General features: G+C 27.2%; 16 protein-coding genes. 7 read left to right on the top strand and 9 right to left on the bottom strand.

Going from position 1 to position 16,890, the window contains the following annotated elements; all coding sequences use genetic code 11:
• From GBG18_RS10140 to GBG18_RS10110, 7 genes are all read left to right on the top strand, one after another.
• The coding region (locus tag GBG18_RS10140; RefSeq protein ID WP_152190771.1) for a sensor histidine kinase at positions 1–1,401 on the top strand (1,401 nt) is incomplete at its 5' end.
• The gene (locus GBG18_RS10135) at positions 1,391–2,524 is read left to right on the top strand and encodes a hybrid sensor histidine kinase/response regulator (RefSeq protein ID WP_152190769.1); all 1,134 of its coding nucleotides are present in this window, start codon (positions 1,391–1,393) and stop codon (positions 2,522–2,524) included. The genes GBG18_RS10140 and GBG18_RS10135, both read left to right, overlap by 11 nt.
• A 114-nt stretch (positions 2,525–2,638) precedes the next feature.
• Positions 2,639–3,244 (top strand): TetR/AcrR family transcriptional regulator, encoded by a 606-nt coding sequence (locus GBG18_RS10130; RefSeq protein ID WP_152190768.1) that lies wholly within the window; start codon positions 2,639–2,641, stop codon positions 3,242–3,244.
• Position 3,245: 1 nt separating this feature from the next.
• Positions 3,246–4,322 (top strand): efflux RND transporter periplasmic adaptor subunit, encoded by a 1,077-nt coding sequence (locus GBG18_RS10125; RefSeq protein WP_152190766.1) that lies wholly within the window; start codon positions 3,246–3,248, stop codon positions 4,320–4,322.
• Positions 4,323–4,330: 8 nt separating this feature from the next.
• Positions 4,331–7,459: an efflux RND transporter permease subunit gene (locus GBG18_RS10120; RefSeq protein ID WP_152190764.1), complete on the top strand. Its 3,129-nt coding sequence runs from the start codon at positions 4,331–4,333 to the stop codon at positions 7,457–7,459.
• 9 nt (positions 7,460–7,468) lie between these two features.
• Positions 7,469–8,713 (top strand): TolC family protein, encoded by a 1,245-nt coding sequence (locus GBG18_RS10115; RefSeq protein ID WP_152190762.1) that lies wholly within the window; start codon positions 7,469–7,471, stop codon positions 8,711–8,713.
• A 64-nt stretch (positions 8,714–8,777) separates the two neighbouring features.
• Entirely contained in the window at positions 8,778–9,617 is an 840-nt protein-coding gene (locus GBG18_RS10110) for a DMT family transporter (RefSeq protein ID WP_152190760.1), read from the top strand.
• A 5-nt stretch (positions 9,618–9,622) separates the two neighbouring features.
• On the opposite strand, the gene GBG18_RS10105 is transcribed toward GBG18_RS10110, so the two are convergent.
• The 9 genes from GBG18_RS10105 to GBG18_RS10065 form a co-directional block, all read right to left on the bottom strand.
• Positions 9,623–9,859: a hypothetical protein gene (locus tag GBG18_RS10105; RefSeq protein ID WP_152190758.1), complete on the bottom strand. Its 237-nt coding sequence runs from the start codon at positions 9,857–9,859 to the stop codon at positions 9,623–9,625.
• Between the two features lie 48 nt (positions 9,860–9,907).
• On the bottom strand, positions 9,908–10,252 hold the full coding sequence (locus GBG18_RS10100) for a metal-sulfur cluster assembly factor (protein WP_152190756.1): 345 nt from the start codon (positions 10,250–10,252) through the stop codon (positions 9,908–9,910).
• 9 nt (positions 10,253–10,261) lie between these two features.
• Positions 10,262–10,669 carry a SufE family protein gene (locus tag GBG18_RS10095; protein WP_152190754.1) on the bottom strand — a complete coding sequence of 136 codons (408 nt, stop codon included), beginning with the start codon at positions 10,667–10,669 and terminating at the stop codon, positions 10,262–10,264.
• A gap of 13 nt (positions 10,670–10,682) precedes the next feature.
• Positions 10,683–11,867, bottom strand: a complete 1,185-nt coding sequence (locus GBG18_RS10090; RefSeq protein ID WP_152190752.1) for an aminotransferase class V-fold PLP-dependent enzyme — start codon at positions 11,865–11,867, stop codon at positions 10,683–10,685.
• Positions 11,860–12,894 (bottom strand): SufD family Fe-S cluster assembly protein, encoded by a 1,035-nt coding sequence (locus tag GBG18_RS10085; RefSeq protein ID WP_152190750.1) that lies wholly within the window; start codon positions 12,892–12,894, stop codon positions 11,860–11,862. The genes GBG18_RS10090 and GBG18_RS10085 overlap by 8 nt, the downstream gene beginning before the upstream one ends.
• On the bottom strand, positions 12,881–13,636 hold the full coding sequence (sufC, locus tag GBG18_RS10080) for a Fe-S cluster assembly ATPase SufC (RefSeq protein WP_152190748.1): 756 nt from the start codon (positions 13,634–13,636) through the stop codon (positions 12,881–12,883). The genes GBG18_RS10085 and sufC overlap by 14 nt, the downstream gene beginning before the upstream one ends.
• Positions 13,637–13,657: 21 nt before the next feature.
• Positions 13,658–15,103, bottom strand: a complete 1,446-nt coding sequence (gene sufB, locus GBG18_RS10075; RefSeq protein ID WP_152190746.1) for a Fe-S cluster assembly protein SufB — start codon at positions 15,101–15,103, stop codon at positions 13,658–13,660.
• A 134-nt stretch (positions 15,104–15,237) separates the two neighbouring features.
• The gene (locus GBG18_RS10070) at positions 15,238–15,903 is read right to left on the bottom strand and encodes an amino acid ABC transporter permease (RefSeq protein ID WP_226896460.1); all 666 of its coding nucleotides are present in this window, start codon (positions 15,901–15,903) and stop codon (positions 15,238–15,240) included.
• Between the two features lie 135 nt (positions 15,904–16,038).
• Complete coding sequence (locus GBG18_RS10065) at positions 16,039–16,833, bottom strand: transporter substrate-binding domain-containing protein (protein ID WP_152190743.1); 795 nt, start codon at positions 16,831–16,833, stop codon at positions 16,039–16,041.
• Positions 16,834–16,890 lie beyond the last annotated feature (57 nt).

The following is a 16,890-nucleotide window of genomic DNA, read 5'->3' as shown; positions in this document are numbered from 1 at the left end:
AGAACTATTTTTCAAAGTTTTCAAGAAGAGCAAAATTTGAGATTGCAAGATACAATTGATACTACAAATAAATATGGAGAAAAGATTGTTTATCTTGGAATTATACTTGGAGTACTTTCATTAGCACTTATTATAATTATTACAATGTTTTTGTCTTTTTCCACTAAAAACTCTTTAAAAGAACTTCTAGATTCCGTTAAAAATATAGCTAGAGGAAATCCTGATTTTACAAAAAGAATTAAAAAATCTAGTGATGATGAGCTTGGAGAACTTGTTAGTGAGTTTAATTCTTTTACAAAAAAACTACAAGGAGATTATGAAGAATTAGCTCTTGCAAAAGCTGATGCAGAAACAGCAAATAAGATTAAAAGTGAATTTGTAGCAAACATCTCTCATGAAATAAGAACACCTTTAAACGCAATCATAGGTTTCTCTGAACTTCTAAATAAAACAGAAGTTACATTAAAACAAAAGAGTTACTTAGAGTCTATTAAAACAGGAGGAGATACCTTATTTGCAATTATAAGTGATATTTTAGACATATCAAAAATTGAAGCAGGAAAATTAGAAATACAATATGAAGAAGTCTCTTTAAATCTTATATTAAAAGATATTGAGAAAATTTTTTTACAAAAATTAAAAGATAAAGAGTTAGATTTAAAGATAGATTTCGATTCAAATATTCCTTTGAATATCTTTATTGATGATATTAGATTAAGGCAAATACTTTTAAATATTCTAGGAAATGCTATAAAGTTTACAAATAAAGGAAGTATTAAAATCAATCTTCTTAGTTCAAATTTTAAGAATAATAGATTTGATCTTCAAATAGATATAGAAGATACAGGTATTGGAATTCCAAAAGAACAGCAGAGTAAAATATTTGAAAGTTTTGTACAAAAAGATGGACAAAGTAATAGACAATATGGTGGTACAGGTCTTGGACTTTCTATTTATCTAAAGCTTATAAAGATGATGAATGGAAATATTAAAGTAAAAAGTGAAGAGGGTATTGGTTCTACTTTTTCAATTATTTTAAAAGATTTAGAAATTGTTGATAGTCAAAAAGTCATAGAAAACATAAAAAAAGATGAAGTATTTTTAAAGAAACCAACTATTTATATAGATGAAAAAATAAAAGATATATTTAACAAAAACTTTGAAGAAAGTATACAAAGAAGTTGGAAAAAAGCATCTCAAGGTTGTTCAGTAGAAGATATCCAAGAGTTCTTACGGAACTTAAATATTTTTGCAAGAGAATATGAACAAATTATATTACTTGATTTTGTAAAAAGTATGAATATTGCAATTGAAAACTTTGATATAAAAACTTTAGAGAGTCAAATATTAGAGTTTTCTAAATTTTTAAATGAGATAGAAAAAGAGACAAATGATGAATAAACAAAAAGTTTTAATAGTAGATGATAATACTACAAATATAAAATTCATAGCAGATACTTTAAGTGATATAGATTATATCTCTATAGTATTTGCAACAAGTGGTTTTAAAGCAATTCAAATAGTTAATACTCAAGATATTGATTTAATATTAATGGATATAAATATGCCTGAATTAGATGGTTTTGAAACTGTTAAAAAAATGGACACTTCAATACCTATTATTTATGTAACAGCTTTAGATGATAAAAAAAACATTATTAAAGCTTTTGAAAACAAAGGTGTAGATTATATAACAAAGCCTTTTTATCCTCAAGAGTTAACTGCAAGAGTTACAACTCATTTAAGATTAGTAAAATTGAATAAAGATTTAGAATCAGAAGTGAAAATACAAACTGAAGAAAATATGCAAAAAGAAAAAGTTTTAATGCATAAATCAAAATTAGCTTCTATGGGAGAAATGGTAGATGCAATTGCTCATCAGTGGAGACAGCCAATAAGTTTAATTAAGCTTAGAATTGATTTATTATCTCTAAATTTTTCAAATGGACAGTTAGATGAAAAATTTATGGATACTTTTAAAGAAAAAATTTCTATGAATATAAATCATATGATGAATACTTTAGATGAATTTAGAACATTTTTTAGACCCAATGAAGAAACAGAAATATTTGATGTAAAAGAAATGATTGAAAAAGTATTGCTTTTAGTAAAAGATGATTTCATCAATAATAAAATCAAAATTAATATAAATCAAACAAGAGCTTTTACTTTAACAGGAGTTGAAAATGAGTTTAAACATCTAATTCTAAATCTTTTAAATAATGCAAAAGATGCCTTCAATGATAAAGAAATACCTTCTAAAAAAAGAGTAGTAGATATAAATATTTTAAGTGATAATGAATATAACTATATTGAAGTTATTGATACAGCAGGTGGAGTACCAGAAGATATTTTTGACAGTATCTTTGATGCAAATATATCTTCTAAAGAAAAAAATAAAGGTAGTGGAATAGGTTTATATCTTAGTTCTCAAATAGCAGAAAAATATCACGGTATTTTAAAAGTTGAAAATAAAACTAATGGTGCTAAGTTTACATATCAACAGAAAATAGAAAAAAAGTAAAATGATTAAACTGACCACTAGTCAGTTTAAAATTAAATTAAGTTATTAAGTACTATACTTTCAAATGACCGACGGTCAGTCAAAAAAATAAATTATGATTTTTAAGGGGTAAATTTGCCTAAAATTGTGGATAAAGAACAAAAAAGAAAAGATATTGCTATTTCTTGTAGTGAATTAATTCATGAAGTTGGAATTAAAAAACTTACAGTTGCTCAATGTGCTAAAACAGCAGGAGTAGGTAAGGGAACTATATATGAATATTTTGAAAGTAAAGAGGATATTATTTTTGAAATAATCAACTTACATATTGAAGAGTATCATGAAGAATTTCAAAGAAGTATAAAAGATGTAAAAACAACAAAAGAAAAAATATTTCACTTTTTTCAATTTGTTTTAGATGATAGCCCTGAAAACATGAAACATTTTAATGGATACAAAGAGTATTTATCTATTGTTTTAGCTGAAGATAATGAAAATATGAAAGGCTTTAATGTTAACTGTGACACTTTCTTTAAAACACAATTAGAAATAATTATACAAAAAGGAATTGATAATAAAGAGTTAATGCCACAAGCATTTGATTTTTGTGAAGGTTTACTTGTTTATGAAAAAGGTCTTGCTTTAATGAAAATGACAAATGATGATTTTGATACAAAAGTCTCAACAAAGAAGTTTATAAATAATTTATTTGATTTAATAGAAATAAAAAAGGAAAAATAAAATGTATAAAAAGTTTTTAGTAGGTTTTGCACTAGTTTTTGTAACACTTACAAGTATAAATGCAGCTGGAACTGCCTTAGTTAATACTGATGTAATAAAAACATCAGAAGTAAATCCTCTTCAAGAGTTTGTGGGAACTGTATCTTTTGATAAAAAATCTAAAATTGCAAGTCAAAGTTCAGGAATTGCAAAAAAAATAAATTTTGAAGTTGGAAAAAAAGTAAAGAAAGGTGAGGTTTTAGTATCAATTGATTCAGATATTTTAAATGCTCAAATTAAAGCAGCTTCTTCATCTGTAAATATGTATAGGGTTCAGCTTAAAAATGCAAAGAAAAACTACTTAAGATATAAGGCTTTAATAGCTCAAAAATCTATTGCTCAAAAAGTATTTGATGATTCGAAATTAGCTTATGATGTAGCAAATGAAAGTTTAATTTCTTCACAATCAAAACTTAATGAACTAAAAATCCAAAAATCAAAAAAAGTGATAAAAGCTCCTTTTTCAGGTGTAATTGTAGAAAAGAATATAAATACTGATGAATGGCTAAATGTAGGTTCACAAGTTGCAACAATAGTAAATACGCAAGATGTTCAAATTATATTTAATTTACCACTTAGTTTTATAGATGGCTTAAAAACTGGTGATATGTATGATGTAAATATTTCTGGAAAAATTGTAAAAGCAAAACTATATGCAGCAATTCCAAGTGGAGATAAATTAACAAGAACATTTCCTGTTAGGTTTAAAGCAAATGTAGGTGATATGTTTATTTATGATGGAGCACAAGCAAAAGTTGGTTTTGCAAAAAATGCTAAAACTCAAGCTTTAGTGATAAATAGAGATGCTGTAATTAATAGATTTAATATGGATGTTGTTTTTGCAGTAGTAGATAATAAAGCTGTAATGATTCCAGTTCAAGTTATAGGATTTGCTGGAACTAATGCTGCTATTTCTGGAAAAGGTTTAGTAGAGGGAATGGATATTGTTGTTAAAGGAAATGAAAGAGTATTTCCTAAAATGGATGTAAAAGTTCTAAATAAGCAAGATAAATCACAAAATAGTGAAAAAGCGAAATAGGGTAAATAATGGATTTAATTAAATTTTCAATTAAAAATCCTGTAACTATTATAGTTTCAGTTTTAATTGTGGTTTTATTCGGGTTTATATCTTTAGATAAATTACCCTATCAATTAACACCAAGTGTTACAAAACCAGAAATTAAAATTACAACTGTATGGCCAGGTGCAACTCCTTATGAGATTGAACGGGAGATTATAGAAGACCAAGAAGATGCTTTAAAAAGTTTAAATAACTTACTTGAGTACGAATCCTCATCACAAGATAATATGGGTGTTATTACTTTAACATTTTCACTTGATACTGATATTAGAGCTGCTTTACAAGATGTTTCAAATAAGTTAAATGAAGTAAGTTCTTATCCAATAGATGCAGAAGAACCTATAATTGAAACAGCAAGTGCTAGTCCAATTATTTGGATGATGCTTCAAACACAAGAGAGTAACAATAGACATATTGATGAATATAAAACTTTCTTTGATGATGAAATTGTTCCTGCAATAAAAAGAGTTTCAGGAGTTTCTGGAACTATGACAGCTGGTGGTAGAAAACAAGAGATGCAAATTAGTTTAGATTTAAATCGTCTTGCATCATATAATCTTACAATTCCACAAGTTACAAATATTTTACAAAGTGAAAATATAAATGTATCTGCAGGTGTTCAAAATATGGGTAGACGTTCATATAGAATTAGAACAGTACATAAATTTGCAACAGCACAAGATATCAAAGATATTATTCTTATTTCAAATAGAGAGCAAAGAGTAACTTTAGGTGATGTAGCAAATGTAGATTTTGGATATCAAACAGCTAAATCTGTTGCAATGTTCTTAGGAAAAGATGGTATATTCTTAGGAGTTCAGCCAACTGCAAGTGCAAATGCTGTTAAGCTTACAAATGATGTTGAAGAAGTTGTAAATGATTTAAATGCAACAATTTTAGAAAAAGAAAAACTAAAAATGATTTGGATTTATGATCAAAGAGGTTATATCGTAGGTTCTGTTGATTTAGTACAACAAAATATCATTATTGGTGGTGTTTTAGCCATCTTTATGCTAATACTATTCTTACGAGCAATTTCTCCAACAGCAGTTGTTTCTATTGCAATTCCTATTTCAGTTATTGGTACTTTTATTATCCTTTCAGCAATGGATAGAAGTTTAAATACTATCTCACTTGCTGGTATCTCTTTTGCAGTAGGTATGTTAGTTGATAGTGCAATTGTAGTATTAGAAAATATTGATAGACATAGAAAAGAGGGAATGAGTATTCCAGATGCTGCATATAAAGGTGCAAGTGAAGTTTGGGGTGCGTTAATTGCCTCAGCATCAACTACTATGGCAGTATTTTTACCAATTATTTTCTTAGAAGATGAAGCAGGACAGCTATTTAAAGATATTGCAATTGCAGTTGTATCTTCTGTATCTTTTTCATTATTTGTATCAATTGCAGTTATTCCAATGTTATGGAAAAAGTTTGCAAGTATGTCAGGTAAAGAAGTAAGAAGTGAAAGTGCGCTTACAAGATTTGGAAATAAAATTGTAGATTTCTTTATGTCTTTTGTACATTGGTCATTAAAATCAGTTCTAACAAAAGTAGTTACTATTTTAACTTTAGGGATTTTATCAGCTTCAACAATTTATTTATTATTCCCAAAATTAGACTACTTACCACAAGGTAATAAAAACTTAATTTTTAATATTTTAATTACACCACCTGGATTATCTTATCAAGAAAGATATGATATGGGTACGTATTTAATGAAGAAAGTTGAACCAAATATTAATAAAGATGTAAATGGAGTTCCCGGACTAAGTCGTGCCTTTTATGTTTCATTTGGAGATTTTAATCTTTTTGGTGGAACATCTATGCATGAAAGCAGAGCAAAAGAGTTAATTCCTTTCTTTAGACCAATTGTAAACTCTATGCCATCTATTTTTGGAGTATCGCTTCAATCAGGAGTATTTGAAAATGGAATAGGTGAGGGTAAAACAGTAGATATTGATATTAGTGGTGAAAAGATTGAAGATATTGCAGGAGTTGGAATGCAACTGTTTATGGCATCTTCTGGAGCTATTAAAGGTGCACAAGTAAGACCTGTTCCATCAATTGAGTTACTATATCCAGAGTTTAGAATTAAACCTAATCAAGATGCTCTAAAAGCTTTAGGTATGAGTTCTTTGGATTTAGGAAATACTATTGATGTATTAATGAGTGGAAGAAAAATATCTGATTTTGAGCAAGATGGTAAAAAGAAAATTGATTTAGTATTAAAAGCAAATGATGAACAAATTCAAACACCTGAAGATATTATGGCTACACAAATAGCTTTACCAAACTCTTCATTGTTACCAATATCATCATTAGCAAGTTCTGAAAATATCACTGGTATTTCAGAAATTAGACACCTTGCAGGAAAAAGAACGATTACTCTTCAAGTAACACCGCCAGCAAATATGACTATTCAAGAAACTATGGGAATATTACAAGGTGCTATTAAAGGAATGGAGGATAAGGGGAGTATTTCAAAAGACGTTGAAATAGGTATTTCTGGAACGGCTGATAAGCTAACTCAAACTATTTCAATGCTTGAGTTAAACTTTATACTTGCACTTGTAATTATTTACTTACTAATGTCAGCATTATTTGGTAACTTCTTATATCCAATTGTTATTATGTTCACTGTACCACTTGCTACTGCTGGAGGATTTATTGGTCTGGCTTTAACAAATACATTTATAGCTCCACAGCCTTTAGATGTATTAACAATGCTAGGCTTTATTATTCTAGTTGGTATTGTTGTTAATAATGCAATTTTAATAGTACACCAAAGTCAAAACCTTATTAAAAATGAGGGGTACGAACATAAAAAAGCAGTTATTGAAGCTACACGAACGAGAATTAGACCTATTTATATGTCTTCATTAACTTCAATTTTTGGAATGTTACCTCTTGTTTTACTACCAGGACCTGGAAGTGAGTTTTATAGAGGTTTAGGTTCAGTAATTACTGGTGGTCTTGCACTTTCAACTGTATTTACTATTTTTGTAACACCTGCACTTTTAATGTTCTTTATAAAATTAGAGCAAAGAATTGGTGGAAAAGTAAAAGAACCAGTTGATGTTAGTAAAGCATAGGAGAGATTAATGAAAAATATAAAAACAAAATTAATACTAATAAGTATCTTAACAGCTTCAATTTTAGCTGTTAATGTAAATGCTTTAAATTTATCGCAAGCTGTTGATATTGCTCTAGAAAAAAACCTTGATATTCAAGCTAAAAACTTTGATTATTTAGAAACAGTTGAGAATGTAAAGTTAAGTGATTCTGATCTTTTACCAAAAGTAGGCTTAGACTTTTCATATAATAATAGAGATGAAATAGCTTATTCAACTCAAGCTGATACAGATGCAACTCTTACTGCTGAGGTTTCTTATAATTTATTTAATGGTTTTAAAAATATATCAGATAAAAACTCTTCAAAGTTTTTATCTCAAAGTTCAAAGTACTCTTTAAGTGCTTTAAAACAAGATATTATTTTAAATACTAAAACAGCTTACATAAACTATTTAGATAAACACAATGCACTTGAAACTTACAATAGTGCTTATAAACTTTTTGTAGAACAATATGATGATTCAAAAAATAGATATGAGCAAGGATTAATTGCCAAAAATGATTTACTTCAAGTTCAAGTAAATATGTCATCTGCTAAGCAAAATATTACAAGAGCAAAGGGTGATTTAAAAACTGCAAGAAATAGTTTATCAAATATTTTAGGTGGAATGGATTTATCATCTGAAACGATTGAAAAGTTAAATAATACTACATTAAAAATATCAAGTTATGATACAAATCTTTTAGATAATAGAAGTGAAATCCAAGCTTTAAATATGAATTTAGAAGCTATAAAACAACAAAAGAAATCTGTGAAAAGCTCTTTTTATCCAAAAGTAGATGCTTCTTTATCTCATAATCAATATTTTGAAGATATAAGTGATTATAAAAATCAAAATATTGCAAGTTTAAGTGCTTCTTGGAACTTATACAATGGTGGCTTTGATGAAACTAAAGGTAATATTTATAGAACTAGATATTTAAAAGCAAAAACACAATTAGAAAAAACAAAACTTGATATTAAACTTCAGTATGAAAATGCAATTTCAAATTTAGAAGTTGCAATTGAAAACTTTAAGACAGCTAGTTTATCAAAAGAACAAGCAACAGAAAATTATCAAATTGTAAGAAATAGATTTAATGAAGGTATTTCTACAAATACTGATTTAACTGATGCCAACTATTTATTAACTCAAGCAAAACAAGGTTTAAATAGAGCCTATTTTGATAAGTTTTTAGCAATTTCTACTCTTGATAGAATATTTGAAAAATAGATATCAAAAAAAGAGAAGTTTTAATTTTATTTAAAATCTTCTCTTTTATGATATATTACTTTCTATGATAACAATAAACCTTACTATTTTAGCCTTACTATTTTTAGCTTTAAACTCTATTTTATGTAAAGTCGCACTTGTAAATAATTATATTGATGCTTATTCTTTTACCTTTTATAGACTATTTTTTGGAGCTCTTACTTTAGTTTTAATTTATTATTATAAAAACAGAAAACTTACAATATCTCTTAATACAAATTGGCTTACATCTTTTATGCTTTTTGTTTATGCTATTTGCTTTTCTTATTCATATATAAGTTTAGATGCTGGACTTGGTACTTTATTATTGTTTGGAGTAGTTCAAGTTACTATGCTTATATCTTCGCAATTTTTAAAAGAGAAAATTAGTTTACAAAAAATTATAGGAATGATAATTGCTTTTACAGGACTTGTCTATTTACTATATCCTAAAGAGAGTTTTGAATTATCTTATATTCATGTCTTGTGGATGATTCTTTCTGGTATTGCTTGGGCTTTTTACTCAATATTAGGAAAGAAATCTATAGATGCTATGTCTAATACAATGGATAATTTTATAAAAGCCACTTTTTTTGCAATAATATTTTATTTACTTTTTAATTTAGATAATTTACAAGTTTCTTCAAATGGAATTTTATTAGCACTTATTTCAGGAAGTTTAACTTCGGCAATTGGTTATGTTATTTGGTATAAAGTATTACCTCAAATGCAAATTATTACAGCTTCAGTAATACAGCTATTTGTACCTATTATTTCAATTGTATTTAGTGTGATTTTCTTAAATGAATTATTTACTTTTGATTTAGCTCTTTCAACAGTAATTATATCAATTGGTGTTTTACTATCTATACTTTCACGGAAATAAAAACTTTATTTTCCCATATTATTTATTCCTCTAAAGGAATCAAACCATTTTAATTTTTGGGGAATTGCTTTTTCCTTAACTCTTCCCTCTCCTGTATATAAAGCTGTACTCAATCCATGATTTGTTTTTTTCTCTTTAATTAATAAGTACATAAATAATATTAAAGTAAAGAAAAATATATAAATTATAATTTTCTTTAAAACACCCATTCTAGGCTTTAATTTTTGATTATTTTTATTCATTTGAAATTCTTGCATAATTACAATTAATTCCGTATTATTTATAAGGGTTTATATAACTGCTCCAGATGCTGCCATAATTTCTTTTCCCTCTTCACTAACCATATCATTTGTCCATCTTGGTTTAAATGTAATATGAACTTTTGCTTCATTCACTTCTTCTACAGCTTGTGTTACAAGTCTAACTTGTTCCATTATTGTCCCTGCAACTGGACAAGCTGGACTTGTTAGAGTCATATAAATTACACAATATAAACCTGCATCTCTTTGCTCAAAATTTATTTCGTATATTAATCCTAAATCATAAACATTTACAGGAATCTCTGGATCAAATACGTTTTTTAAATTTTCTATTATTCTTTCTCTTATTTCATCAAAATTGTAATTATCTGACATTATAATCCTTTACGCTTTTAGTGCATACTCTTTGATTTTTTTAATCATTCCAATAACTCCACTTTGTCTATTTGGTGTAATTATTTCACTTAAATTTAGTTCATGAACAATGTCCATATCAACATCTTTTAACTCTTCAATTGTTGAATCAGAAAATATTTGCAGAATCATATAAACTAAACCTTTTACAATTATCGCATCTGAAGTCCCTTTAAAAATAAGTCTATTATCAATTTGCTCACATATTAACCAAACTTGTGAAGTACAACCATGTACTAAATTTGCTGGAATTTGATGCTTTTCATCTAAAGATTCTAGCTTTTTTCCTAAATCAATAATATATTCATATTTTTGCAATTCATCTTCAAAAAATTCTAAATCTTCTTTTATATCTTCAACTCTTTTTTCAATACTCATTTGTAATCCTATTTTAATTCTCTAACATTTTTAAAGCTCTTTTTAGTGCAACAATTAGTTTATCTACATCGCTATAATCATTATAAAAGCTTATTGATACTCGTATAGTACCTTTAATATTTAAATCTTTCATAATTGGTTGTGCACAATGATGACCTACTCTTAAAGCTATTTTCATTTTATCAACTAAAATACCAATATCATCATGAATTAAACCCTCAAAGTTAAAACTTCTACTTCCAATTGAATCACTAATATCATTATAAAATATGATATTTGGAAGTTTTTCTAACTCTTGATTTAAGTAATTAAAAACATCTTTTTCTATTAATTCTATATTTTCATATCCAACATGATTTAAATACTCTAATGCCTCACCAAAACCTATTATTCCAGCGATATTTTGTGTCCCTGCTTCAAACTTATACGGTGCATCTAAAAGTGTTGAACTATTAAAATCAACTTGATCTATAGTTGCTCCTCCTGTTTGATAAGCTTTTACACTTTTTAAATATTTTTCTTTTATATAAATAGCTCCAACTCCTGTTGGTGCAAATGTTTTATGTCCAGAAATTGCGAAAAAGTCTACATCTAAATCTTGCATATCAACTCTTGTATGAGCTAAACTCTGTGCTCCATCAATCATTACAACAGCTTCATATTTATGAGCAAGTGATATTATTTCTTTAATATTATGTATTTTTCCAAAAGCATTTGATATATGGGTAATACTTACAAAAGATTTTGGATTTTCTTTTAATAGTTCTTCAAAATGTTCAATATCAAAATCTAGGTTTTTATTATACTTTACAACCTCAAGTCCTTTTCCTAAACTTCTTCCTTGAAGATGCCAAGGAACAATATTAGAATGGTGTTCTAATGAAGATATAATTATTGTTTTAAAATCTTTTGCATAAGAGCTTGCAATAAAATTAATAGACTCTGTTACACCTTTTGTAAATATTATCTCTTCTTTATTTTTTGCATTTATAAACTCTTTTAATACTTTTCTTGCATTCTCGTAATTTTGTGTTGCTTTATTTGCATCACCAAAATTACTTCTATGTGTATTTGCACAATATTTTTCATAATATTCAACTTGCGAGGCAACTACTGATTTTGGTTTTTGAGTAGTTGCTGCATTGTCTAAATATACAATGTCTGAATTTTCAAAATATGTGAAATCTTTTTTAAACATATTTTTTCCTTTCATATGAATCTATAAATTCTTTTATTAATTTATCTTCAATATTATCATATATTTTACTTTCAAAAGCTTTTAAAAGTATCTCATAAGCTAAGTTTTTATTAATTCCCCGTGATTGTAAATATAATAATTGATCTTTATCTAAAGTTCCTGTTGTTGCACCATGACTTGCTTCAAGTTCATCTATTAAAATTTCTAAATGAGGTTGTGCATAAATTGCCGCATCATTTGAAAGTAAAATAGTATTTGAGTTTTGAAATGCTTTTGAAAAAAGTGCATCTTTATTTACTCTTGATAAGGCTTTGAAAACTGCACGTGAATTATCTTTTAATGAATGTTTATAGTTTATATTACTTATTGAATTCTCTTTATTATGTACAGTTTTTATTACATTTGCTGTACTTGATGAATCAATAGATTTAACTAAACCATTTAGTTCATAATCACAATTTTTATTATCTAATATACTTACAATATTATTTACAATTACACCAGTTCCATACTCAAAATTTGTGATTTTGCATTTTGAATTATCTTTTTGATTAACATCTAAATTAAAAAGCAAATAATTTAAGTCATTTATGTCTTGAATTTTTGCATACTCTAAATTTGCATTTTCATTTACTTCAAAAGATCTGTTTACACAATAAGCACTATTTGTTGAAGTGTTTGTAAAAACTTCAATAACAGATGCTTTTACATTCTCTTTTACTTCAATTTTTAATGAATTTGTAAAAAATGTCTCGTTTTCTTTAATTTTATGAATTAAACAAATTGGCTCTGGAATATTTGAGTTTATTGTTAAGATTACTTGGTTTTTATCTAAACTTTTTGTAATTTCAAATAATGAATTTGCATACTCTTTTGTATCTTTTTTTACTTCTAATCCCATAATATCAAGGTTATAGTTTTGAGTATTTTTAAAATCATATGAAAAAAGTTCACCAAAATTTACTTTTATAAACTCTTCATCTCTTCTTTTAGGAAGAGTTAGTTCTTTAATATCATTTAGTCTCATCTTTAATTCCTATTCCCTCATAGCCTTTTTCATCTAGCTCTAAAGCAAGAGAGTAATCTCCTGTTTTTACAATCTGTCCGTCATTTAAAATATGAACAAAATCAGGTTTAATAAGCTCTAATAATCTATCATAATGAGTAATCATAAGCACAGACTTTTTTCCATCTAACATTGCATTTACAACATTTGCAACTGTTTTAATAGCATCTACATCAAGACCTGAATCTATCTCATCTAACATAATCAAATCTGGGTCTAAAAGTAGTAATTGAATTAGTTCATTTCTTTTTTTCTCTCCACCAGAAAAGCCTTCATTTAAATCTCTTTGTAGAAGTTTTTTATCAAGGTTGTATTTAGATGTTTGCTCTTTTATAAGCTTTAAAAAATCCATAGTATCAATTTCACTCTCTCCTGCATATGCTCTTTTTTCATTTATTGCAGTTTTTAAAAAATAGCTATTATTAACACCTGGAACTTCAATAGGATTTTGAAAACTCATAAAAATACCTTCATTTGCACGCTCTGCAACATCAAGTTCTAATAAATCTTTCTTTTTATATGTAATGGAACCCTCTTTTACTACACAGTCATAGTGAGCACTTAAAGTCTTTACTAAAGTTGATTTTCCAGCTCCATTAATTCCCATTAAAGCATGAACTTCACCCTCTTTAATATTTAAGTTTAAACCTTTTAAAATTTCTTTATCATTTATATTTACTTTTAAATCTTTAATTTCTAACATAATTTTTGTCTGTTGGTTAAATTAACCAACGCTCCCTTCTAATGATATATTTAATAATTCTTTTGCTTCAGCAGCAAATTCCATTGGTAACTCTTTTAACACTTCTTTACAAAAACCGTTTACAATCATTGAAATAGCATTTTCTTCACTAATACCTCTTTGAGATATGTAAAAAAGTTGTTCATCAGAAATTTTTGAAGTTGTTGCTTCATGTTCAATAATTGCATCCATATTTCTTACTTCATGATATGGATAAGTATGCGCATTGGCTTTATTTCCAATAAGTAATGAATCACACTCTGAAATATTACGTGCTCCTGTTGCACTTTTTCCAACTCGTACTAATCCTCTATAAGCATTAACTCCACTCATTGCAGAGATACCTTTTGAAATAATTGTTGATTTAGTATTTTTACCTAAGTGAACCATTTTAGTACCCGTATCTGCTTGTTGCGATTTTGATGATATTGCAACTGAATAAAACTCTCCAACGCTATTATCACCTTTTAAAATACATGATGGATATTTCCATGTTAACGAAGAACCCGTTTCAACTTGTGTCCAAGAAATCTTTGAATTCTTCCCGTTACAGGCTCCTCTTTTTGTTACAAAGTTTAAAATTCCACCCTTACCATCTTTATCACCTGGATACCAGTTTTGAATAGTTGAGTATTTTATTTGTGCATTATCAAGAGCTACTAATTCAACAACAGCTGCGTGAAGTTGTCTTTCATCTCTTGTAGGAGCTGAACATCCTTCATTATAAGATACATAAGAGTTTTCATCACAAATAATAATAGTTCTCTCAAATTGTCCCGTATCAAGTGCATTTATTCTAAAGTACGTTGACAACTCCATTGGACATACTGTATTTGGTGGAACATAAACAAATGAACCATCTGTAAATACAGCAGAGTTTAAACAGGCAAAATAGTTATCAGTAACAGGGACAACAGATGCTAAATATTTTTTTAGTAAATCTGGGAATCTGTTTGCAGCTTCAGAAACAGAACAGAATATAATTCCTAACTCTTCTAACTCTTCTTGATAAGTCGTTTTAACGGAAACGGAATCAAATACAGCATCAACTGCTACAGTTTTAACACCTGCTAATTGTTTTTGTTCTTCTAGGGGAATTCCTAGCTTTTCATATGTTTTTAATATTTCTGGATCTACTTCATCTAAAGAATCCAAAGCTTTTTTAGGAGCTGAAAAATATGCAATATCTTGATAATCAATTTTTGGATATTTTAAATTTGCCCAAGAAGGTTCTTCCATTTTTTGCCATTTAGCATAAGCTTTAAGCCTAAAATCTAAAAGCCAAGAAGGTTCTTCTTTTTTGGCAGATATTGCTTTTATAACATTTTCATTTAATCCTTTAGGAAAAGTATCACTTTGTACTAAAGTTTCAAACCCTAATTTATATTCACTATTAATAACGTCATGAATGTGTTTGTTATCACTCATAATTGACTCCATAATTATTCAAATTTTTAAATAAGACAATAATTGTCCTATTTGAAATATATCACTTAATAAATTAAAAAATACTTAAATAGGACAAATAAAGTCCTATTTAAAAAAATGATGTATAAAAAAGACTATTTTATATCTTTTTCTAATCGATTAGTATAGTAAGAAATAGGGTATGTTAGAGCTAAATATCCAATAGCAAGAGGTATATAACTTTCTAGTGTAGAGTATGTAATTGCATCAACTTCTTGTGCATTCATAGTAAATTCTGAAATTGCAATAATTGATAATAATGATGAATCTTTAATAATCGAAGCAAACTGTCCAGTTAATGATGGAAGCATTCTTTTAAATGCTTGTGGAAAAATTATATATCTATATGTTTGATAGTTTGACATTCCTAGGCTTATACTTGTTTCATATTGGTCTTTATCAATTGATTGAAGTGCTGCTCTTATAATTTCAGAAACATAAGCACCTGAAAAAATCGCAAGTATGAAAGTTCCAACTATATATCTATTTTCAAAACCTAAGTTATTTGCAAAAACATAGAAAAATATTAAAATTTGAACAAGTAAAGGAGTTCCTCTTATAATTTCAATATAAAATCTTGCAAAAAATCTTAAAATTATAAGTTTAGAGTTTTGTGCATATGTAAAAAATAAACCAATTATAAAACTTAAGATAAGTGCAAAAAAAGAAATAGTAATTGTCATGAAAAAGCCATTGATAAACTTTTGTTTATATTCATAGACATGTGCCCAATTAAAGTCATAAGAGATATTTGCAAACATAAAATAAACAGGAGTAGTTATTAGTATGCTTAAGAAAAAAAAGTTAAATAAATAAACTCCCCAAGATAGGGAGTTATTGTTTTTATATGTTAATTCATTTATAAATAAGTTTTTAATTTTAAAGATAGTTATTTCCTAAAAGAAAAAAGGTATATTTAATTCATCAAATGTAGCTTTAGCTTCAGTTAAATGTGTTTTTGCAAACTTCGCAAATGTTCCATCTTCTTTAGCTTTTTTTATAAACTCATCAACTTTTTTCTTTAATTCAACATCTTTTTTATTAATAGCAACTCCCCAGTGTTCAAAATCTTTTTGGAAAGATTTTAAAAGTGCAACAGTTGTATCTTTATGTTGAACATGGTTTTTATAAATAGTTAATTGGTCATATAAAAAACCATCTACTTTTCCTTGAACTACTTCAAGAACACAAGCATTCTCTTTATCAAATACTAAAACTTCTGCATTTTTAAAGTTTTTACTTACATAAACATGTCCAGTAGAACCTTTTTTAACTGCAACTTTTTTTCCAGCTTTATCTAAGTCATCAATGTTTTGAATACCTGAGTTTTTATTTGCTAAGATTGCAAGTGAAGATTGTGCATAAGGAATTGAAAAATTAATAGATCTTTGTCTCTCTTTAGTTATAGTCATAGATGAAATAATTAAATCAATTCTTCCTGTTTTTAAAGATGGAATTAATCCACTCCATGCAGTATTTTCAATAACTACTTCTCTTCCTAAGTATTTTCCAAGTGCTTTTGCAAAATCCACAGATACACCTTGTGGAGTACCGTTCTTATCAGACATTTCAAATGGAGGATATGCTAATTCCATACCAACTGTTAGTACTTTTTTCTCATTCTTAGTTTCAGATGCAACTAATGTAAGAGATAATAATGTAAACATTAATGCTAGTAATATTTTTTTCATTATAAACCTTTTTTATTTTTTTATATTATTCCATAGTAAACTTAACATCACTTTATT

The organism is Poseidonibacter ostreae, assembly GCF_009208075.1.
GTDB classification, from domain to species: Bacteria; Campylobacterota; Campylobacteria; order Campylobacterales; family Arcobacteraceae; genus Poseidonibacter; species Poseidonibacter ostreae.
This window is presented reverse-complemented; position numbering and strand designations above follow the sequence as displayed.

Bases quoted from the DNA above. Each gene is read 5' to 3' on its own strand.
- GBG18_RS10135 (WP_152190769.1), top strand. From the start codon at position 1,391: ATGATGAATAAACAAAAAGTTTTAATAGTAGATGATAATACTACAAAT.
- GBG18_RS10125 (WP_152190766.1), top strand. From the start codon at position 3,246: ATGTATAAAAAGTTTTTAGTAGGTTTTGCACTAGTTTTTGTAACACTT.
- GBG18_RS10120 (WP_152190764.1), top strand. From the start codon at position 4,331: ATGGATTTAATTAAATTTTCAATTAAAAATCCTGTAACTATTATAGTT.
- GBG18_RS10115 (WP_152190762.1), top strand. From the start codon at position 7,469: ATGAAAAATATAAAAACAAAATTAATACTAATAAGTATCTTAACAGCT.
- GBG18_RS10110 (WP_152190760.1), top strand. From the start codon at position 8,778: ATGATAACAATAAACCTTACTATTTTAGCCTTACTATTTTTAGCTTTA.
- GBG18_RS10105 (WP_152190758.1), bottom strand. From the start codon at position 9,859: ATGAATAAAAATAATCAAAAATTAAAGCCTAGAATGGGTGTTTTAAAG.
- GBG18_RS10100 (WP_152190756.1), bottom strand. From the start codon at position 10,252: ATGTCAGATAATTACAATTTTGATGAAATAAGAGAAAGAATAATAGAA.
- GBG18_RS10095 (WP_152190754.1), bottom strand. From the start codon at position 10,669: ATGAGTATTGAAAAAAGAGTTGAAGATATAAAAGAAGATTTAGAATTT.
- GBG18_RS10090 (WP_152190752.1), bottom strand. From the start codon at position 11,867: ATGTTTAAAAAAGATTTCACATATTTTGAAAATTCAGACATTGTATAT.
- GBG18_RS10085 (WP_152190750.1), bottom strand. From the start codon at position 12,894: ATGAGACTAAATGATATTAAAGAACTAACTCTTCCTAAAAGAAGAGAT.
- sufC (WP_152190748.1), bottom strand. From the start codon at position 13,636: ATGTTAGAAATTAAAGATTTAAAAGTAAATATAAATGATAAAGAAATT.
- sufB (WP_152190746.1), bottom strand. From the start codon at position 15,103: ATGAGTGATAACAAACACATTCATGACGTTATTAATAGTGAATATAAA.
- GBG18_RS10070 (WP_226896460.1), bottom strand. From the start codon at position 15,903: ATGTTTGCAAATATCTCTTATGACTTTAATTGGGCACATGTCTATGAA.
- GBG18_RS10065 (WP_152190743.1), bottom strand. From the start codon at position 16,833: ATGAAAAAAATATTACTAGCATTAATGTTTACATTATTATCTCTTACA.